The organism is Achromobacter kerstersii (assembly GCF_902859595.1).
In the GTDB taxonomy this organism is placed as follows: domain Bacteria; phylum Pseudomonadota; class Gammaproteobacteria; order Burkholderiales; family Burkholderiaceae_B; genus Achromobacter; species Achromobacter kerstersii.
This window is the reverse complement of the sequence record NZ_CADIJQ010000017.1, coordinates 57967-79409: the sequence shown is the minus strand read 5'-3', so window position 1 is coordinate 79409 and position 21443 is coordinate 57967. Positions and strand designations below refer to the sequence as shown.

Below are 21443 nucleotides of genomic sequence, written 5' to 3'. Positions count from 1 at the left end.
GTGATGATCTGGTATGCAACGTCTTCCCGCATCTGGCCTTTGGGAAAGACCTTTGATTCCGCGACGTGCCCCATGACTTCCGAGCCAAAACGGGAATCGAGGGAATCGGACGTCCTGGAAACAGCTGGCTTGTCTTGCATAACTTACCTCTCTAGAGAGCTGGGTTTAACAGGCATTACACCGCCTTGGAAGGCTCGGAATGGGGAAAATGTGTACCGGTCATGCGCCGCCCTGCAACGGCGAAACAAGCAGAGCGAAGTCAAGCATAGGGAGTAACAAGTAACGTTAGCTGACATGGGCGTTACAAGACATTCTAGAGAATCCGAGGATTCCACAAAAAGAATTGTGTGTCTATTTCATACAATCGTTCCGAAACGTACGCACCCGCACAGAGAACATTATCTGCGAGCTTTGCGTCCGCGTGCACGAATCTCCGAACTGTCCGGTTGGCATTACACCCTGTTTACTGATCGATCACGCCCAATTTTGATCATGGATCAATATCGAAATTAAGATACCCTGATCGCATAACCGGTTTATGTCGACTATGTTCGTACGTGTGTCGCGCATCTTGGCGATGACACGGCTGTGGGCGTGGCACCCGGGACCATGGTGCGCAGCGTATAAATGGTGCCAACGCGCATCTCGGCCGGCGTGTTGGCCCGCGCGTTTTGCAAAATGGGCGCGTCGCGGTAGTGGGAACGCCTTCGGCGCGAATCAGGCCAAACGCGGTCTGGAGGTCGAACTTGCGCAGGTACACGTTTTCGGTCGTTGGACACGGCACGCTGCGGATTCCATTACTGCCCTTTTCCCTGAAGCCTTTGTCGTTTAACTTCATGCCATGGCCGGCATTGGTTCCCCGCCGCTTCGGTTGCCAGGGCGAACTTCTGCTCATACAGCATTCTTCAATTCCAGCCATGTGCGGTCAGGTATAGCAGTCGTGAAACCGGGCGGAGCCACCAGTTCCCCATACCAAGAAAGAGGCGCCCTGGCTAATGGAGGTTAGGTACCACCTGCCACCGTATGTGTTTGCAGCCGCCACGGTGCATAGTGCCGATTAAGAAGCGATCTCGTATATTGAAACACCGTACATGCGAGGACAGCTTTTATATATTCGAGAATTGGCGTGCATCATGCGTAGCCATTGGCCTGACTCACGGAGCACATCCGATCTTCCGCAGCCGTCCACCGCAGCGGGCGCAGCAACTACCTCTCCATTATTGCTGACCTCCGCAATCAATTCGAACGCCCCCCTCCCTCCACTAATGTGACATCCCGGGCACGAGTCGTCGTCAATGCTCGCGGCGAACTCAACTTAAGTTGTAAAGACTCAGCCGGATGACACCAAGCCGCGCATCGCAGACGAATTGCCGAGCCTGGGACCAACCTAAAGTTAGATGCTGGCGAGGATAAAGTGCCGCGCGTGACAGCCATGCGCACGAGTTCAATTTACGTACATTGACCATTACATTGCTCAACGCAATTTCGAAATTGGCATTTCCCTGAATCAAGAGCCGTCCTGACTCAATGCGACATCGAGAAATCGCAACGAACGGCGCAGAAGTCTCGCGATATGGGGCGGTCCCGCGCTGGCTGGGCATTCCGACGCCAAAAGTATCCACTTTCGCTGCCGGACCGAGAGCGTCAATAGCCCACGTCATGTTACGTTCACAATAGCAAGAAAAACAGGATTCCTCCTGCGTACGTCTAGGGCAGCAGGACAGACGCGCACTTGAATCGAACAAACGCAGCCAACCACCCACGCCCCTTGCGGCCAGACCGGCCCAACGTCTTCCGGGAGGATTCCAGAAAAAGGTGGAGTGGCTGGCGTGATTGCGCCTCCCGGCGAAGGCGCGGTTGGAGCCTGGCTCCTGGTCAGCTTGGCGCTCACAGCATTCTCGACGATCTTCGCCAATCTACATATCGAATGAGTTCGAAATGCGTTGACCCAGGACCGGGGTATGTAGGAATATTCTCGGGCATGGGCGGGGAATGACCTCCCGAACACGCGCTCGCTTGACGCGACGGCTCCTCTGCAGCTGGGTCACTGGAGCTTATGGAACAAGACTGATCTGCGCTCATGCAAAGGGCGAAGGTTGTGAGCCGATATCACGCACGACGTTCGATTTCGCTTTACGCCGTAGCATATTGCCCGGCGGCAGGCTGTGTTGCGGACTCGTAATTTGTGAAGCCATTTGCTCTCTGCGCAAACTGCAGCACAGAGCGACTGAAGTCGCCCTGCAAATGCCACTGAGTTACAGATAGACCATTTCCAAGGTCGCGAGACCATCGAGCCGGATTTCGTCGTTCAATGGCAATTTTTGCGCCTCGTTGACTGCCGCAGTTACGGCGAGGATGCCAGACAGGTTACTAAAGGCGACCGGTGCCCCGGTGGCCGTCAGCGACCAAGAGCGCAATTGCCCTCCTTGTAGGCGCCCCCAGGTTGATGCAAGCCAGATTTCGCCATTGGTTTGACTACCTACGGTGAATACCGGCGTGCCGTCAGCGGTAAATGAACCCTGTTCCATGTCCAGAACATACCCGCCAATGTTGGCCCCGTTGGCACTGCCAAGGCCAAATACGGCGCCTGGGGTCGGTGCAATGATGTTGGGGATCGGGCTGTCGGCGCGGTTGTCAACGACGGAGATCGCTACTTGCGTGGGTGCCTCGCAGGTGATCGAGAACGGCACGCGCCTCTTCGGCAACTCAGTAGTGGTGGTGAAATTAAGCGACGCGGCCGGAATCAAGCCGAAATCAACGACGCCGCCTCCGCCGATGACCGGGATGCACGCCGCAGGTGTGATCGTGCCGATGATCCGCACATCGATGGACTGGGCGTGAGCGCCCGCAGCTGCGGTGATAGCGGCAACGGTGAAGGCCATGGTTGAGAGATTCTTGGTGAGAGTCATGTAGTTATTAACTTTGAGAAATGAAGGCGAGCCTTCGTTGGCAAAACAGGCGGGCGAAATTTGCCCGCGCGGAAGAAAGCCGGTGTCAGCGGAAACTAGCCGAAGGGCATGCCCGATGGCAGTAGCGAATTGAAGAGCGCAAGGCAGCGTTGTCGGGGCCGCGTCTACGGAGGCCAAGCGATTTCGCAAACGAATACTTCGCTTGCGCCCTAAGAGCGCGTCGTGGGGACCGACGGCGTAGCCGTACACGGTCGCTAGCCGCGAGGTAATAGTTTTGTCGCCATTCCCCCCCGGAATGGAAGGCGTTTTACCAAGCCGCAAGTGAGTCTTCACACGATCCATTTGCCCACCGACCGCTCCCACTCCAGGGTCTATGATCCCGGTTGCGCTCCTGGCCGCCGAATCGCGCGGATCAATTCGGTCTCGACTGACTCCACATGTGCATCGGGAAAAATCACAACCACGAGAGGAACTTTATCCTTTCGAGTGTTGTCGATCGTAGAATGAAGAACAGACGCCGGAGGGAGGGCGTTCTTGATGTTGATGAGAGTTTCGCCGTCTGCTTTTTAAGAATGACGACGGACGTTGGGGTGGCATATATGCCGCGCCGGCACTTATGCTTGAGCATAAAGCTCGCCCCCCGCCACGGCCTGGTATGAGTCTTCTTCGATAAAAAATCACTTGCCCCCGATTGTGGATGCGAGCCGCCTTACACCCGTTTGCTGCCGTGGTTCAGGGGTTTCCACTAATTGAATTGTGGATTTTTAAGACCGCCTCGCCAATAGGACGAGTTCTAAAAAGTCCTCAAGAAATGCAACCTTGTGCTACATCAACTGTAATCAACGTAGAAACGGGCGCTGAGGACCGCGATCCTTTGGGCTTACGCTGGGGGATGGAGGAGTTTCTATAGTAGGTGAGCCATTCCCGGCTTCCTCCAACCGAAGCCTCGAAGGCGGAATGCCAGGCGCGCGGCTTTGAGTCGTCATGACAGCGCTTCGAATTTTGCGCCGACGTTGCCGCGATCATTATCCATGGTCAATCGAGTCTCATTTGGCAGTGCCTGGCCGCAGAGTAAATTTACCAGTCTTGTATTGTGTGATATTTGGCTTGGCCGCAGCTGGGGCGACCTCTAAAAGCGGCGACACAGCAGGTGAGACATTTCACGCACGATGGACTTTTCCGTAAGCGCCCGGCAAACCCTAGGATTCACCCCTTTTAGGTGAACACTTTGTCGAAGGCAGAATTAGCGCCGGTCTTATCCGAAGACGCTGAAGGCGTAGATCGTGGCCCAGTGCAGTCAACCGGGGATATCCACTGCTGGCGTGGCGTCGTCGCACGGCCTGAACGCGAACCGGGTGCAAAAATTGATCCGCCGGGCCGATCCGCAGAACCCATTAGCGTCGGCGCTCATGCCGGTCGCGTTGCCAGCGGTGCCCTCGGCAGGCCGTCACATTGAGATCCGCTTGTCACCCGGTCCCGCGCAAGCAACGGTGCGCCGGCCCGAGGGTGAAGCTGGCGCATGCGTGACACCCAGATAGCGGCGCACGACGCGGAGGTCGCCGAGCGGGATCGCGTACTGCACTTCAAACAGACGCACATCGACCAGCTCCTGCAGAGACTGGCGCTGTACAAGCGCTGGCGCTACAGCAGTCGCAGCGAGCAACTGAACCCGGCGCAGGCGAGCCTTCTGGGATAGACAATGGATGCGGCGGCCATCGAAGAGGAAGTCAACGCGCTGCGCGAGGCGATATCCGCCAAGCCTGCGCCGCCGCAAGCGCCGCGCCGCATGAGGCTGCCGACGGAACTGCCGCGCACCGACATCCATCACGAACCGGCGTCCCTCACGAACCCGCGTCCACGACGTGCCGCTGCGGCTGCGGCTTGAAGCGAATGGGCGAGGACGTCAGCGAGAAACTGGACTACCTGCCGGGCGTCTTTACGGTCGAGCGCCACATCGGCGGCAAAATGGGTGTGCGAGCACTGCAAGACGCTCACGCAGGCGCCGGTGCCCGCGCAGGTCCTCAACAAGAGCATCCCGACGGCTGGGCCGCGGGCGCAGGTGCTGGTGACCAAGTTCGCCGATCACCTCCCGCTACACCGCTAGGAAGGCATCTTTGCGCGCGCCGCCCGGGCGCTGCCGCGCCCAACCCTGGGTGAGTGGGTCGGTCTGTGCGGGCTGCGGTTGCAGCCACTGATCGATGCGTTGAAAGTCGAGGTGCTGGGTAAATCCGTGCTGCATGTTGACGAGACGCCGGTGCAGATGCTCAATCCGGGCTCGGGTGAGACGCCGTGCGTACCTGTGGGCGTACAGGCCTACCTCGATCGACAGCCTGCGCGCGGTGCTCTACGACTTCACGCCCAGCCGGGCGGACGAGCACCGCCGCACGTGCCTGGAAGGTTAGTGTGGCAAGCTGCTGACCGACGACTATCCCGGCTACAAGGCCGGGTTCGCTGCTGGCATTACCGAGCTCGGCGGCATGGCGCTTGCCAGGCGCAAATTCCATGACCTGCACGTCAGCCACCAGAACCAAATTGGCGCAGAGGCGCTGGAGTTGTTCGGGTCGCTATACGGCATAGAGCGGGAGGTAGCGGAGTTGCCTGCCGACGAGCGTCGCAAGATACGGCGGGAGCGAGCCAAGCAGATCACCGAAACGTTGCATCGGTGACTGAACACGCAACACCAGCGCGTGCAGGAAGGCTCTAGCACCGCGCGCGCCATCGACTACACCCACAGGCGCTGGGAGGCGCTGACACGCTACTTTGACGACGGCGATGCACCGATCGGCAACCACTGGGTGGAGAACCAGATCCGTCCCTCGGCGATCGGTCGTCCGAACTGGCTGTTCGCGGGATCGCTGGGCGGCGGGCAACGCGCGGCCGCCATCATCGCATCGGTGGTTGCCGGCCGAATAGACTGGACCGTCAAGGGTGTGTTCGGTGGACGCGTACACTTCGCCCGTCTGTCGCACGCGGCAACCGCTACGTAGCGCCCCACGGGCGAATCGCCCCGCAGTTCGGTTTCGGTCAGAAAACTGCAATGGTCATCGCGATTCCAGTATTGCGACTACGTGGCCCTCCAGGCTGCCTCCTGGCGTGTGTGCTCCGATACCCTCGGTGACCTCGCTGCCGCGCCGCAAGATCATCTTTGAAAGCTTGCATTGGACGTGAGCAAGGTGCGTGTACAGAGCACCGTCGCAAGACATGGCAGATTTCCTCGTTTGACTAGACTTCGGTTGCACACATCCAGGACGTGCCTAAGAACACATCGCAACCGATCACGGCTGAGTCAGGATGCACAGCGCAAAGCACTTATGTGCCCAGCTTCTGCCTGTGCCTGCGGGTGCAGAGTCGATCCACCCACACCGCGCAGGAGCAAAGGCTGATGGCGCCGTGCGGCCAGAATGTCGAGTTAACGGTCGAACGACATCTCACCACGAAACATCAAGCGGGGGACCAAGTGGTTGTGAAAAAAGCCCAAACGGTCGTGATGCGGGACCAGGCGGGCTTCAGCGTGGGTGGCTTGTGTAATTGTCGCGCTCCCTGGACGTCGGCCCCTGACGGGTGCGGGACGGTAGCACTGGCACCCTGCTGAATAAGCGCGCGGCCAAGGGAGGCTGGAATATGAAGCAAGTGCGGCGAACGGTCATATGCCGCGAATGCCCCTTGCATACGGTGCGCGCACGGCAAAGATGCACCCAACCCTGACACCTGCGCCGGCCCAGCGCAGTAGGTCACGGCATCCAGCCCTTTCTCTGCCGAAAGACCTGATCACATTCGCACCGACCGATACCTCAGCCTACATCACAGTGCGACAAGTCCGAGCGCTTCCCTCACAACCGAGGTGATTTAGTGGTCGCCTCGGCTCCACACCTCCTCTCTGTAAGTTATGAGACAAGATGGGAGACAGTAGTCGCCGAGCCATGCGAGAGCAGGAACAGAGGGCTCTAGATCTTCTCATGGGCTCCGCAACGCTACGCAAGTGCTTTGCCCGTTAGAGCGAAAGCCAAAGGTTTTTCAGTGGCCGCGAGCCGGAATGACCCACTACGAAACTCGCATTTTATGCAGCGGCTCGAAGTCAATTGAGGCACATACAGAAGAGGTATGACTGGATCCGATCCCCGAGAAATCAGACAGAATTATCATTTCTTGAACATTCTTTAGAACTAGTCTGATAAACGTCTTCTGCTCCAAGCCTCACAATTCACTCCGTTAACTCATAAGCCATTCTCAGCCGCCTGTTGCGTTGCTCAGGGCTTACATAGCGAGGGGAATTAATGAACCATCTACTGAAGAAACGCGTCTATGGCACGCTACTCGGCGCGAGCATAGCCTTGACGTGCACCACCGCTGCCGCGGCCGGCATGCAGCCCGAAACGTCAGTCGTCATCCTCAATGAAGCTGATGGCGAAGCTAGCATCAACGTCAAGAACACCGACGGCTTGGCATCGCTGCTGTATTCCACCATTGAAGATATTCCCGAAGACAAGGATACGCTCGTGGTTGTGACGCCTCCCGTCGCGCGAGTTGAGCCTGGCGAAACGCAACTGATTCGTGTAATCCGGCAGACGGGCGAACCTTCCACTACGCAACGTCTGAAGCGCATCGTGTTTGAAGGCATTCCGATGCGGCCCAACGCGGATGGCAAAAGCACGGTAGGCGTGACGGTTCGTCAAAATCTGCCGTTGATTGTTCATCCCAGAGGACTTGAGCGCAATCGTGAGCCGTGGAAACTGATGAAGTGGGACCTGTCGGATGGCAAGTTGAACGTCGTGAATGACAGCGCATACGTCGTGCGAATGGCGCAGGAATTAAAGCTGAAGCCCTCCGGGAAAGTTGTCAGCCTTCCCAAAACCTATGTGCTGCCGGGAGAAACATTGTCTATCCCGGCCCATGGTTCCACCGGCGACAAAACCGTCACCATTCAACCCGCCACTGTCTATGGCTACGCGGTCGGTCCCTACGACGCGCCGTTGGCGCTGTCCGCGAAATAGTACCCATCCTTGTGAAACGGGGCCATTCGCCATGCGCCAATGGCTTAGCAAGTACGCGTTTGCGTGGGATCGCGCCTCCCCGTCTCGCAAACATTTCCACCATAACTTTCGTGGTGTGTGTTTCTTCCCGCGGGGCCTTCGCGTCCACGCGGTTTACCAACGAAGGCTTGCCTTCAAATTTCTAGCTCTCAAAAAAAATGACTTTCACCAAGAAACTCTCGATCGCAGCTCTCATTTCCACAGCCCTCACCGCAGCGGCTGGCGTTCATGCCCAATCCATCGACGTGCGCGTCATTGGCACCATTACCCCCGCCGCTTGCACTCCCACCATTGCCGGCGGTGGTGTGGTCGACTTTGGCCTGATTCCGGCTGCCTCGCTGAACATGACATCGTTCACGGAACTCCCCAAGAAGAGCGTGCCGTTCTCCATCACTTGCGACGCGCCGACGCAAGTCGCAATTGCCGTCGTCGACAACCGTGCCGATAGCATCGTCACTGGCATCCTGGCGGCAGACGACGCCAACAACTTTGGCCTGGGCAAGGCTGGCGAAGCGAAGATTGGGGGCTATGTCCTGGACATGGAGCAGGGTACGTTCACTGCGGATGGTAGTGCTGCCTTCACGACGGCCAGTACCGACAACGGCGCAACTTGGCTGAACTCCGGTAAAGGGCGCCTGCAAAAAAATCAGCTCCGATCCTGGTCGTTGACGTCCGGTGGCACGCCTGTAGCCTTTACCACGCTTGCCGGCACTCTGGCCATCACCGCAGCGATCAACAAAGCCGAGGGTTTGCCTTTGAAGGACGAGATCAAGTTGGACGGCCTCGCCACTTTGGAGATGGTCTACCTGTAGGGCGAATCCCACCTCGGCGTGACGCATGCTCGCCGGGGTTCTCACTCCCGTTCACTTCAAAAGCGACCTATGACCTTTACAAAGGAACCTTCGCCCGCAACATTTATCGCTGCCGCGATCACCTCAGCCTCGGTCGCTCCTGCGCGAGCGATCGACTTGGGTGTTATCGGCACGAACACCCTGACCTCCGCCACACCCCCCGCGGCGCGAACGGATATTTGACTACTGGATCATTCCTGTTTCGTCGGTGAACATGAGGTCCCCCCACTCATTGTTCAGGTTGACAGCCGTTCGAGATTCACTGCAAAGCGCCCACACAATTCGCTGTGCGTAGCGAGGATCAGCCTCGATATCAATGCTGGGGGGGGATCGCCAGCGATCTGGTTTTGGCAAAGGGAATGGAACTGCCTTTGACCGACGAAGTCTCGCTGAACGGTGCGGCGACGCTTGAGGTGGTGTATCTCTAATCAAGGCCGGCGGTCGCTACTTGTGCCTTCTGCCTCACGCGCCTCTACCACCCACGCACTGAGCCACATGTCCGTTGAACGGCCCCTGCGCTCGTCCCGCGTAAATGCAACCTTTCTCAAAGCCTCGAGTATGAAGACATTCAACAGGGCCGCCCGTAAGGGCGACCAGCCGCAGTGCGCGTCCGCACGTTCAGAACGCGCGTCGATGCTATCGCCTATGGCTTATACGCTGGTTAGCGTCCTGTTGCTTGCGCCGGTGACCATGGCCTGCGCGGGAAACGTCGTGGCACAGGCCGACGCCTCCGCCAGCTTTGATCATGAAATGCTTCGTCATCGCGGCATTGATCCCAAACTGGCGGAATACCTGCGCGATGCCCCTCGCTTTTCGCCCGGGGCGCGCGTCGTGGAGTTGGTTGTCAACGGCGTGAGCGCGGGTAAGATCGATGCACACTTTGATCAGGAAGGCAGCCTTTGCTTCGACGAAAACTTAATAAAAAAGGCTCGCTTACGCGTGCCGTCATCTTCATTCTTGGTGCAACACAACGACGGCAAAAATTCTTGCTATGACTTCGTAGCTGCCTTTCCCCAAACCTCTTTGACGCTGCGCCCCAATCGAGAACAGATATACCTGGTGGTGTCACAAGACGCCATGCGGGGCGACGCGCTGGAAGCCCAGAACTTCACCGAGGGAGGGATTGCCGCCCTCGCTAACTATGACATCATGACTATGAGGTCCAAGTTCGGCGACACGAGGCGCGACTCCACCTATGCGACCACGCAAGTCGGCTTCAATATCGACGACTGGATCGTGCGTAGCCGACAGCTCTTTAGCAAAGATGGCGATCAGCAGCGCTTCAATCATCTCTATGCCTACGCGCAGCGGACCTTCCCAGATCAGAGGACGGTGGTTCAGGGCGGCCAGATCAACATCAACAGCCCGGTCTTTGCCGGCGCACCCATCACCGGATTCCAATTTATGCCGGAATCGGCACTGAGCAATACCGCCACTTCCGGCGCCCTGGTGCAGGGTATTGCCCAAAGTCAGGCGACTGTCGAAGTGCGCCAGGCGGGCGTGTTGATCTATTCCACCATGGTGCCGGAAGGCCAATTCGCGCTGACGGACATTCCGCTGCTGAATACCAGTACCGACTTAGACGTCACGGTTCAAGAATCCGGTGGGCAATCGCGCAGTTTTCTCGTTCCAGCTGCCACGTTTAGAAACGCCATGGTGAGCCAGCCGGGATACAGCTTCGCCGTCGGTAAGGTACGCGAGCTGTCATCCGACCGCCGCGAAGTACCCGTGATCGCGGCGGCGACCAGCACCTGGAAACTAAATGACAGGGCGGTATTGTCCGTCGGCACGTTGGGTGCGTCTTCCTATCAGACCATAGGGTCCGGTGTGGACGCGAGTCTGCACCGTGATGTCAGCGCCAGCCTGCGCGGCGCAGGTTCAAACGCCTCGCGGGAGCGCGTCAAAGGTGCACAGATTATCGCGTCCGCGAATGCGCGCGCCACGGAGCGATTGTCTGTCGGCGTGTCAGCGAAACAGCAGACATCGGGCTACCGCGATTTGGCCGACACGCTTGTCAACCAGGATTCCCCGTGGCGCGCGTCGTTGTACAAGGGCCAATATACCGCCTCGGTCAACTGGTCGCACGAAACGCTGGGCAGCTTTAACGCGGCCTACAGCAAAAGCCAGAACTTTGAAGGCAATGCAGATAACCGCTTGATCGGCTCGTGGGGAAAAACAATGAAGTATGCCACCGTGACAGCGAACGTGGAGACCAACATGGGCAGCGCCAGCAAACGCGACAGCGGCCGCAGCTACAGCAACGACAACGCGGTATATCTGAACGTGAGCATTCCTCTGGGGTCGCGCAATGTCCGCACCTACGTCAGCAAACGCGGAAGCACAATTCGCACGGGTGCCGCCATGTCGGATGTGGTGAATGATCAGCTCAACTACCGGGTGTCAGTGGAGCGAAACAGTTTGATGAATCAGACCTATGCGTCCGGCAATTTTTCGGTGGTTCCCCGCTACGCGAGTGCGGATTTTGGCTACTCACAAGGAGGTTCCGGCAGCACCCAGTCCGGCAGAATTTCTGGAGGCATCGTCGCCCACAAGAACGGCATCACGCTGTCGCCCTATGCCGTGCAGGACACGTTCGGGCTAGTCACCGTAGGCGATCTATCCGGCGTAAAACTCACCACTCCGAATGGCCCGGTCTGGACCGATGCGGCCGGCCAAGCGGTTGTGCCGCAGCTCAATGCATATCGAACCAATCGCGTGGAAGTGCAACCTAAGTCGTTGCCGCGCCGTGTGGATCTGAGGAACGGCTTCCAGTCCTTGCAGGCTGGGCGAGGATCCGTCAATCACCTGCACTTTGACGTGATCAAGGCGCGACGGGTCATGGTAGACGCAGTCGACGGCCAGGGCAAAGCTCTGCCCAAGGGTTCCTCAGTGCTTGATTCGCAAAACAATTTCCTAACTACGGTGCTTGACAAGGGGACCATTTTTCTAACCGACGCCAACCCCGATCAAACCCTGAAAGTGTCCTTGCCCGGCGACAAAGCCTGCACCTTGGACATTCACTATCCCAAAGAGAACAACGATGACATCTTCTATGAAAGCGCACCCGCAGTATGCCACTAGGGCCGCGGGAGCAAGTAAATCGCAGGGCCTGTTGGCACGACTGGTGTTGGTCCTGTTTCTTTTCGGGTCGGCAAGTGCCGCATCCGCAGAGTGTCGCCTATCGGTCAGCAATCCAGAGATCGATTACGGAACGTTGTACCGGAGCGAGCTACTGGCGCAAGGCCGCTCTTCGATGCTGTCATTAAGCAAGCGCGAGTTGTCGCTGACCGCCATATGCGACGGGGAAACGCCTTTCGCTCTACGGTTCTTAGGCGACGCAGTTGGTCCTAATAGCTACCGCTTCGCGGTCAATGGCAGTTTCACAATTCGACTGAGCAATGCCACCGTGGACGGTAGCCCGGTTGAACTTGCTCACGCGTCGGTTACGGGCGGGACCCAGTCTTCGCCATCAGTCAGCGCAGTGCTGGCGCCTGGATCGGTCATCTCCCCTGTGTCCCTTGGCCAGGCAGCGACAGGCAAAGTATTTGCCGTTCAAGTGGAATTCGACACCAGCATTGACGAGCCAGCGACCCGCGTTCGAGATCTCACGTTTTTGGATGGGGGTGGGGCGTTCGAACTAGGACGTCCATAGCCGCACGGCGCCCTGTAATAACCTTCACATTACCCCCTTCTAGCGGTGAACGACGAGAATACGTTGCTGATTTGCGGGCAGAGGTGACGCACTTTTACTGAATCGCCCCGGGTTTCCTAGACATCCAGTTGCCTCACAATTGAGGCGATATGGAGGTGTGCATGGAAGGCAAGGCATCGCGTCTATCAAGGCCCATGAAGATGACCTGCCCTCAGAATATCCGTACAGGTCAAACCCAGAGGTAAGGTTGCTTTTCAGCGCTTCAAACGGGCCAAGGAGTAGCCATAAAACGGTCGAGGTTTACCGAAGAGCAGATGGCCTATGCGCTGCGATTGGCCGAGAGCGGCACGCCCATGTCGACGTCTGTCGGCAGCTTGGCGTATCTGAGGGACCTTCTACAGCTGGAAGAAGAGGTACGCCGATTTCGGCTTAAGCGAGGTGCGCAAGCTCAAGCGACTCGAAGACGAGAACGCGCGCCTGCGACGTATCGTCGCAGACCTGACGCTGGATAAGCAGATCGTGCAAAAGGTGGTGCGAAAAAAAAGTCTGAAGGCTGCCAAACGGCGCGAGCTGACAACTTGGATGAAGGCTTCTACTTCGGTGCCGAGCCGCACTCTGCGAACGGCTGCGATGGGTCGGAACCGGGCACCGGCGAGGGGATCCCGAGCTCCCTACCGCGCTTGAGCAGCTGTGCGATAGGCAGGCTAAACCACCCCTTACAGTGCCGCTTCTTCCGAGGTAGTTGATTCAAATTGCACCCGGCCAAGCGCAGTTCATACTGCATACCTTTGACCTGCTCGTCTACTCCTGCCGCTGCTATCCGATGATGCACGCAAACGGCGCAGCCAAAGGCTGAGCCTCTCTTTTTTGGTCAGCGGCGTGATGCATTGCCATAAAATGCTACTGAGTCGGCGGTGTGACGGAAAGAAAGCACGCCGCAATTCCCAACCAATTTGATGACGCCGCGACTCCAGTGAGACGCGCAAACACGTTTCAAACGTAGTCTCGGTAGCACCGGACTGTCCCACGGCACGCGATCGCCCTCAGAGGGGGCCAGGAGAGAATTAGTGGTGAATCTGAGCACGTACCGGGCTAAGATGGCAAGCGCTGTGCTCAGCGTATGCATTGTGTTGTTTGTACCATTCGCGGTCGCATCTTCGTCGCCAGTCGACGTCACCAACCAATTGACACCGGTCAACAGAGCTAGCCCAAGCGAGACCTACCAGTCATTGATAGCGGGCAGCGAACGCCTTGAAGATGCATACACCCGATATAAGACGGACAAAAGCTTCGCCAGACTCCGCGAAGTTCGTTATCAATTCGATCGGCTACGAGGGCTGCTGGATTTGAGCGCGGTGCCGTCGGCAAATCGAGTCAAGGTGGGTAACGCCGCACTCACTTACCTCGCGGATATTCTGGCGCGCCTCCCCCCCGTCGATCTGACCTCCGTTCCAGGCGCTTCTGCAAGCGACAAAGCGCTTCCGGCGCGATGGACAATACCAGGCACGGATATCCAGATGGCACGGGTTGAAGATGGCCCTAACACCGGCGACTATCTCATCACCGGCGAAAGCATCTCGAACCTGGCCGGTTATTACGACCGGGTGCGCACTTTGCCTCTACAAATTCCGCGCCAGTATGTTTCGTTCCACAAAGAGCACATCAGCGCGACAGGGCCACTCATTCCCGGCTGGATAACCGACAGAGTCCCGGAAGCTCTGAAGGTCGCGTATCTCGACACACCAGTTTGGAAGATCATCGCGATCGCGTTTGTCGGGCTCGTAATGCTCGGGCTCTCATATGGTTGGACCGCTATCGCTCGCAGCCGCGGGGGGCAAGCAGGTGAATTGCGACGGCTGGCGTGGCGATTGACTATTCCCGTGGCGCTTCTCGCCATTTACTTCGTTACCGATTGGTATGTCATTGCGCATATCAACCCCGCCGGGCACTTCGCTACAGGGGAAAGTCTGCTTGCGACAGCGGCGTTTTACACTCTCGTGGCCTGGGCCGTATGGATTGGGTGCTTTCTGCTCGCTGAAACCGCCATCAATGCTCCGCGTAGGGCGGGAAACAGCCTGGACGCTCACTTGTTGCGGCTTTCCGCGCGAATTGCAGCGATTGGCTCAGTGGGAGGCATCCTCGTCTACGGCGCCAACGAAATTGGCATACCGGCCTACGGCCTTATCGCCGGTATAGGCGTAGGGGGATTCGCGCTAGCATTGGCTGCGCAGTCGACCATTGAAAACCTGATCGGTGGTGTGGCTCTATTTGTGGATCGACCCTTCCGTATCGGCGACACCATTCAGTTCGGTGACCAGCGCGGCTCGGTCGAGATGGTCGGAACCCGATCCAGCCGCATTCGCGCTCTTGATGGGACTCTGATCACTGTACCGAACAGCGATCTTGCGAAGATGAAAATCGTGAATTTCTCTGCTCGCGACAAGTGTTTGTTCGTACACACTCTTGCCCTCGACGTAACCAGTCCGACACGCCAGATCAGAGTTCTTCTACCGCGTCTGCATAGCCTGATCGCGTCTCACGATCTGGTCGAGAAATCTGAGGGTTGGCCTCGCGTCCGATGTACAGGCGTCGCCATAGGGCGTTTAGAAGTGGAGTTGCGAGCCTACGTTTCGACTGCGCACTATACGCAATTTCTCGCCACCCAAGAATCACTCCTTTTGCAGGTCTTAGGTGCGGTGGAAGAAATGGAGATCAAGCTGGCGCCCGCCGTTGTCGCCGCCACATATGAGTCAGAATAGTGAGTCCAGCAGTGACGACAAAGGAAGGGTCTCTGTACGTCGAGGCTGGGGCGGGCGACAGTCTTGGCCCGACCTAAGCGCGGAGCCGTTGTGCTGTATTCGAAGCTGTCGGCTGATTAGAAATGAAAGCCGGGCGACTGCTTCGAGTCGGAAGGGCCCAGCATCAACAGCGGCTCGCGGCCCAGAAGCGGACGTCAGATAAACGTGTTTCGAATTGGGTGTTTAGCGGCTAAACCGAACCTGTCGGCTATGTTCCCCTGACGAGGCGTGCAGTCGGCCTGTCATTCCCACGTGCTAGCATTTCTGCTGAGACGCATGTCCCAGACAGCGTGCGTTTTTTTGCGCTGAACGGCCCTGACCTCGCGGTCAGGGCCACCGTGTTGGTCAGCTCGAATGTTCACCTATCAAGGCGACAGCGGGTGGGTACGCTGAAATACACCCTAGAAATTTAGCGGCTAAACAGGTGCTCGCTCACCAACCCAGGTCGCGATCGCGCTGATGTTGCATCAAGTAGGCTTGCTCGGCCTGTGGTTCAGTGCGCTCGACCAAGCCAACACCACCATGCGGATAGCGTATCCCGACCATCTGCCCCGGAACGACGAGATCCTCGTGGAGCAGCGTGCGACGGCTGTGCAGGACCATCCCCAGCCTGGCCCTTTTGCTCTTGAACCCGGTACGCTCGGTCAATCCGATAACCCCGCCTTCATAGCTCTGCCCAGGAATGGCCTGAACGACGTGTGCGCGATCGCCCGCCACCGCCCTCGCCAGATCCAGGGCGTATTCCCGGTCAATCTCTTGGAGATTGGCGCGAATCAATTGCGTCATGCGTTGCGAGTCTCCTTGATAGGCCTCGATCGACGCCTTCGTCATCTCGCCCAGATCAACGCCATGCCAGTCAATGCCGTAACCGGCATCCCTTGCAAGCTGACCGATGAACTCCCGGATACTTCTGCCATTGCCTTCCCGGAAAGGATGAAGCACATTCAACTCGCCCAAGTAATGGCCTGCACGCTCGCTGAACAAATCGGGCGGAAGACCTTTTAGCAGCCCTTCTCGAGAAAGTGGTCGCGTGATCTGTGGCGCATAGCTCGTGATCTGCTCGTGGCTGGCGAAGCGTGTTGTGCCCTTCGAAATGTCGACCGTGCGGATCTTGCCCGCCCAGTCATAGACCTCGCCGAACAGCCGCTGATGGATCTGTTGAAGGTGCGCCAGGTCAAACTGCCCCCGTATGGGGTCCGTAGCAAGCTCATAAGAGCGCACGGCGGCTAAGGTTGCCTCCACCTTGTCCAGTTCGGCCTGGTCAGTGATAGCAAGACGATTACGCACAACCCCGGAAACAGGGTCTACGTATGGATCTTGCGCGTTGATGGGGTATTTGGCCATGGACTGGCCTATGCGGTCATTGACGTTATCGTGCGGACGACGAACGAAATTCGCCAGCGGCCATGCGGGCATGCAGCGTACGGAGGACGTCCGACACGCTCAATTCACCAGCCGCTGCACGTTCAAGATCGACAACTGTGCGTGAGTCGGGTTCCAAGCCTTCCAGCCGCTGGTTCGCCACAGCATTGGCTACAGCGCGGCGCCGTTCTATCACGTCTTTAGAAGTCAGCATTGGGGTATCTCCGAAGGTCTCTCATTTTACTGCAACAAGTCCTGCGTCAGGGGCTAACTTACCGGGTGGACGCAACTGCACGACGTAAAGCCGGCCGAGTCACTCTGGCCAACGCCGCGACATAAAGCATGCACTGACGACGATGAGGAAAGCGATAAAGAAGAACGAGAGAATGTCGACGAACATCCTTGTGTCTGGGGCCAGGCTGTCCATAAAAATGGATGCGAGGTAGAAGAGCCCGATCGCAGCCGCGAGGGCCATAAGCAGCATGCAGATCACAGTCGCCCTGTACACCCACAAGTTACCCAGGCATTGACGGGGTCTGGGACGCAAATGGCTATCGCTCATGACATATCTCCAAAGTCGCAATGTTGTTTCCAGGATGGCGGTCTGAGCCATCCTGCTTCAGATTCTGAATTGTTCGCGCGACGCTCCTGCGAGCTCCGCAGCAGTCAGCCAGCGCGGCGCTCGCCCACGTCCGGTCCAGGTATAACCAGATTCAGGATGACGGTATTTCGGCGCGACCGGGCGACGGGATTCGGTTCGCTCAACAGCCTTTTGGCGCTTGGGGCGAGCGGACTTCGTTGCGCCATATGCGGCCTGGATATCCGAGGGAGAAATCTGGAGCTCGTGCATTTGCGCGACGATCTTTTGTACGGCCGACGCCCGACCGTTGGCGCGCAGGGTTTCGGCACGTCGCTGTAGAGCTTGAATTTGAGCGTTGAGCTTGGCGAGCGATTTGTTCGATTGCATTGTGGTTTCCTCGGTCTTTTGCTGGCGAATAGCCCGTTGGCTAGTCCGTGTTGTGTATTGGAGATCAGGAATTATTGATGACCATGCCGACAAAGATTGGCACCGCTGACGCAAAGAAAGTTGCGGTAGCTATGGTGTCCCAGCCCGTCCATCGCGCAATGATGGAAGTCGCCATCAGTACACATCCGACAATCAACGCCACCTTTCCCGGACCCTTTTCAATCATCACTGCCTCCTCATTTTCAGGTTCATTTTGAGTTTGCTACGTTTAGCCGCTAAACATCCAGGGGCCATGTCATTCGTTAACGAGCTGGGGCCTCCAGATCTTTACTAGTTCTTTGAACGCCTCGTGAACGGGGGTGGTGAGCGTGTCCGGATAGGATCGGCTGCGCCGGACGAGGGCGATCACTGACGACATGTCGTCGTAGATTTCTTTGTCCACGCTCCACAGATCAGCTAAGTCGAACCCGCCGCAGCTCGTCGCGTTCCACCAGGCAAGCAGGAAGTCCGCCACGCGCTTGCTCTGGTTGGTGTCTCGTCGAGCGATTTCGATGAGCCGATTCAAGGAGTCCATGCCGGCTTGTCGCAGCGCGGGATTGGCAGCGTCACGCTGCTCTTGCTCGAGCACGTTCCGACGGCGTTGGAACTCCGCCTTCACTTCCGCAGGGATCTCGCCGGCGGTCGACACGAAGGTTGAGCGAGGCGGGAGTGCGCCGTCTGCGGGCGGGGAGCTCGGCTCGTTTGCCAGGAATACGTAGGTCGAGCATTGCGCGGCCACCGCGCGGGCTGTCGCCTCATTATGTGATGACGGTGACGTCTCGTCCGACGGTGCTTCTGGCGACTCTTCCTTGGTCCCTGCGGCTTTGCGAATCGCCTTCACTGCTGACCGCGTCGGCTTCGTCTCGGTGGCGTTTAGCAGATCTGCGACAGCCTGCGGATCTTCTCGATGAGCAACGGCCAGCTCGCTGGCCAGCGTCACGTCCGTGACTTTTCCCGAGGCGACGGCTTCGGCCACCGTAGGCGGCAGATCGAGCATCTTTGCGTGTTGGGTGACCCAGGCCTTCGACTTTCCTAGGCCGCCGGCGATCTCGCTCTGCGTTCTGCCCTCCGCCAGCTCGTCGCGGATGAACTCGGCGATCTCAAGAGCGGTGATACCTTCGCGTTTCATGTTCTCGGCCATCTGTGCGAAGCGATCGAACTTGTGCCGGATGATCCCAGGAACCTGGCGCCAACCTTCAGCCTTGGCCGCACGAAAGCGTCGGTGACCGAAGTTGATCAGATACCGACCAGGGCGAGCGGGGTTCGGCCGGAGCGAAATCGGGCTCAACATTCCATCGCGTCGCAGCGATTCGCGAAGTTCATCAATGCTCTCTTTGCTCAACCCCGGGTTGTACTCCAGACGGACGTTGCGGTCCTCGTCGATAATGTCCATGTCGAACAGGTCGGGTTCGCCGACTTGCCGTTGGGGGCCGTCCAGGAACGAGGCGAGGTCGCCCAAGCCTGCCAGATCGAGATCGCTACCACCTTGTTTAGCGGCTAAACTCATTTCGCCACCCCCATCGTTTGCAGGACGTGATTGCCGAGGGCGCGCATCTCTGCGGCCGCAGCGCGCGCGGTAGTCTTCTTGCTCTTCCACACGGGTTCACCTGCCGCCAATGCCTCTGCAACGCTGGTGCGCAGGCCCACCACGACGGGGGCCAGAAGCTTGCCATGGGCAGCTTGCACCTCCGCGAGATGTTTGACCTGGCGCGGATTACGGCGGTCAACCCGGTTCGGCACGATCCCCAAGAAATGGAGCTTCGGGTTGTGCTGCTTGGCACCGACGATCACGCGCATCATGTCCTTGATGCCCTCGATGCTGTAGTCCTCCATCTCGACGGGACTGATCACCGCATCGGCGGTGCGCAGTGCAGTAATGGTGGCGATCCCGATGCTGGCAGGCGTGTCGATCACGCAGAGGTCGAACCCCCGCTTCTCAAACTCGCGCAGATTTACCGGGAAATTTTTTAGCGCCCGTTCGACTGGCATGTAGATCACATTTGCCAGCAACCGATCCGCGTGCAACAGGGCGATCGGTCCTTGGACCTCCGGTATGGACGGCAACTCATCAAGAAACAGCGAGCTCGCCGGCACCTCCAGCCGATGCTGGCGCATCGTCTTCGAAAGGTTGCCAGTGTCCAGGTCGACCACAAGGGTTTTGAGGCCTTCTTCGGCCGCATGAAATGCAATGTGAACGGCGTTAGCCGTCTTGCCGACGCCGCCTTTTCCCTGAGCAACAACCGCAGTTTTCATACTCATGAACTTCCTCGTAGAAGAGATGTAGGTATCGTTTAGCGGCTAAACTCTTCGGCCGCTGCTTGCAGTGCGGATAGGCAAATACGTGACCGCTTGTAGAACGAGCAAGCGTTACTCGGGACGGGGTAGATCGGGCCACCAGTCCCAGTAGTCGTTTGGTCGAAGCTCTTGGCGTTTTGCCAGCCCGAAGCTCTCGCGCTCGATGATTACTGCGCGGTCGGAAGGGACTTCTGCGCGGTCGATCCATTCGTAGATCGACCCACGGGTGATTCCGAAGCGGCGTGCCCATTTGGTTACGCCGCCCGCGTTGCGGATTGCGGTACGTACCGTGGCTTGTGCTTCTGAATGGGCGAGCATAGTGAAAGACCTCTGTGTATTGTTTTACCGTACATTTTATCGACGGCTTTACCATTCGCGCAAGTGCTAGGCTTCGCGCATGCACGATTTCGGCGAACGCATCCGCAAGCTTCGCGTTGAGCGAGGCCTCACCCTGCAGCAGATCGGGGAGCACTTTGACATCCAGCGCTCGTCGGTTTCCGACTGGGAGAATGGCCGGACGTACCCCGATGCACGCAGACTCATTAAGCTTGCCCACCTACTCAATACGTCGGTCGAATTCTTACTTACCGGACGCGAGGAAGCCTCCTGGCCTCTTCACCCCATTGAGAGAGCGCGGATAGTTGCATTGCCGCCGCAGCAGCTGGATGAGTTGTTGATTGCAATCTCAGCAGCCCTTGCCATGATCGAGGCGAAGCTGGCTAGGCACGCTCACGCTGACGACCCATCCCCCCGCAAGACCGGAACCACCGGAAGACCCCACTAGTCATCCGGCTGGCCGGTTTTCACTTCTCATCAGCGAAAACCCCACACTATCCCCACCATCGGGGAGCCTGCAGCCAGCGCCAACTTTTTTTTGGCCGCCCGTGTAACCACTTACGAAATACGTAAGCGTGCAGTTGCATCTGCGCGACTTCAGCTGACAAACTCTCCAATATTTCTCTGCATCCGTTGACGCGATGTATTGTTTAGCCGTACTATCGTTGTACGGTATAGCAGTACACGCTCTTTCAAAACCTAACTTTGCAATTCAGTCCCGCACAACCTTTGGGGGTGCTTGGAGGGGAGGCGGCCGCGAGTATGGAAAGCCCCAGGGACGCAAAGAAGCGGCAAGAATCAATGCGCCAGACGAGGCCCGTGAAGCCCGTTGGCAACAGCGCTGACGTACAAATCCGGCCAGGTGCAGAGCCTGGCGGGCGCATTGATCTCGTGCAGTGGATGGAGTTGATTTCCATCCTTGCTGAAGTACCGACTGAACGCTACTGCGAGGTCGAGCCTTCAAACGAGCGCCAGAGCAGGACCTGCCTCACGTGGCGAATAACGTGTTGGGCGAATACCAGGCAGGGTCTCAACTTGCCTGCGCCGTGCAAGTCGGCAGGAAGCCGCCAACGTTGTGGTATCTCGGCGGCGGCATCCGAATCGGCGTTCAACAGAATTTTCCAGGTGTTTAGCAGCTAAACACTATGAAAATCGAGCGCTCCGATCCGGATGGAAAATTTCTCCATCTCCTGGAGACCCATAC

14 protein-coding genes and 1 pseudogene are annotated in these 21443 nt (G+C 57.9%); 7 read left to right on the top strand and 8 right to left on the bottom strand.

The window, feature by feature from the left end:
* Nucleotides 1-2255 precede the first annotated feature (2255 nt).
* Nucleotides 2256-3251 (bottom strand): DUF1120 domain-containing protein, encoded by a 996-nt coding sequence (locus HV765_RS30050; RefSeq protein ID WP_217483404.1) that lies wholly within the window; start codon nucleotides 3249-3251, stop codon nucleotides 2256-2258.
* 1177 nt (nucleotides 3252-4428) lie between these two features.
* Between HV765_RS30050 and tnpC the strand changes: the two are divergent.
* The 5 genes and pseudogenes from tnpC to HV765_RS30025 all read left to right on the top strand — a co-directional run.
* Nucleotides 4429-5824, top strand: a pseudogene (gene tnpC / locus HV765_RS32270) (IS66 family transposase); the annotation flags it as partial.
* Between the two features lie 1359 nt (nucleotides 5825-7183).
* Nucleotides 7184-7900, top strand: a complete 717-nt coding sequence (locus HV765_RS30040) for a fimbria/pilus chaperone family protein (RefSeq protein ID WP_175171871.1) — start codon at nucleotides 7184-7186, stop codon at nucleotides 7898-7900.
* A gap of 197 nt (nucleotides 7901-8097) precedes the next feature.
* On the top strand, nucleotides 8098-8751 hold the full coding sequence (locus tag HV765_RS30035; RefSeq protein ID WP_175171869.1) for a DUF1120 domain-containing protein: 654 nt from the start codon (nucleotides 8098-8100) through the stop codon (nucleotides 8749-8751).
* Nucleotides 8752-9435: 684 nt separating this feature from the next.
* Nucleotides 9436-11871 carry a fimbria/pilus outer membrane usher protein gene (locus HV765_RS30030; protein WP_175171868.1) on the top strand — a complete coding sequence of 812 codons (2436 nt, stop codon included), beginning with the start codon at nucleotides 9436-9438 and terminating at the stop codon, nucleotides 11869-11871.
* 1641 nt (nucleotides 11872-13512) lie between these two features.
* Complete coding sequence (locus tag HV765_RS30025; RefSeq protein WP_175171866.1) at nucleotides 13513-15201, top strand: mechanosensitive ion channel family protein; 1689 nt, start codon at nucleotides 13513-13515, stop codon at nucleotides 15199-15201.
* A 471-nt stretch (nucleotides 15202-15672) separates the two neighbouring features.
* Here HV765_RS30025 and HV765_RS30020 read toward each other — a convergent pair whose 3' ends face one another.
* From HV765_RS30020 to HV765_RS30005, 4 genes are all read right to left on the bottom strand, one after another.
* Nucleotides 15673-16584: a Fic/DOC family protein gene (locus tag HV765_RS30020; protein ID WP_175171864.1), complete on the bottom strand. Its 912-nt coding sequence runs from the start codon at nucleotides 16582-16584 to the stop codon at nucleotides 15673-15675.
* A 25-nt stretch (nucleotides 16585-16609) separates the two neighbouring features.
* Nucleotides 16610-16816: an antitoxin VbhA family protein gene (locus HV765_RS30015; RefSeq protein ID WP_175171862.1), complete on the bottom strand. Its 207-nt coding sequence runs from the start codon at nucleotides 16814-16816 to the stop codon at nucleotides 16610-16612.
* Between the two features lie 99 nt (nucleotides 16817-16915).
* A complete protein-coding gene (locus HV765_RS30010; protein WP_127183278.1) occupies nucleotides 16916-17164 on the bottom strand; it encodes a hypothetical protein in 249 nt (82 codons plus the stop codon).
* Between the two features lie 57 nt (nucleotides 17165-17221).
* On the bottom strand, nucleotides 17222-17569 hold the full coding sequence (locus tag HV765_RS30005) for an H-NS histone family protein (protein ID WP_175171860.1): 348 nt from the start codon (nucleotides 17567-17569) through the stop codon (nucleotides 17222-17224).
* A gap of 77 nt (nucleotides 17570-17646) precedes the next feature.
* Here HV765_RS30005 and HV765_RS30000 point away from each other — a divergent pair, with 77 nt between their 5' ends.
* On the top strand, nucleotides 17647-17826 hold the full coding sequence (locus HV765_RS30000; protein ID WP_175171859.1) for a hypothetical protein: 180 nt from the start codon (nucleotides 17647-17649) through the stop codon (nucleotides 17824-17826).
* 38 nt (nucleotides 17827-17864) lie between these two features.
* On the opposite strand, the gene HV765_RS29995 is transcribed toward HV765_RS30000, so the two are convergent.
* From HV765_RS29995 to HV765_RS29985, 3 genes are all read right to left on the bottom strand, one after another.
* Nucleotides 17865-19115, bottom strand: coding sequence for a DUF7673 family protein (locus tag HV765_RS29995; RefSeq protein WP_175171858.1), 1251 nt, complete (start codon nucleotides 19113-19115; stop codon nucleotides 17865-17867).
* Entirely contained in the window at nucleotides 19112-19867 is a 756-nt protein-coding gene (locus tag HV765_RS29990) for a ParA family protein (protein WP_254600774.1), read from the bottom strand. The genes HV765_RS29995 and HV765_RS29990 overlap by 4 nt, the downstream gene beginning before the upstream one ends.
* Before the next feature lie 108 nt (nucleotides 19868-19975).
* Nucleotides 19976-20221, bottom strand: coding sequence for a Cro/CI family transcriptional regulator (locus HV765_RS29985; RefSeq protein ID WP_175171857.1), 246 nt, complete (start codon nucleotides 20219-20221; stop codon nucleotides 19976-19978).
* A gap of 79 nt (nucleotides 20222-20300) precedes the next feature.
* On the opposite strand from HV765_RS29985, the gene HV765_RS29980 reads away from it, so the two are divergent.
* Nucleotides 20301-20687, top strand: coding sequence for a helix-turn-helix domain-containing protein (locus tag HV765_RS29980; protein ID WP_175171856.1), 387 nt, complete (start codon nucleotides 20301-20303; stop codon nucleotides 20685-20687).
* Nucleotides 20688-21443: the final 756 nt, after the last annotated feature.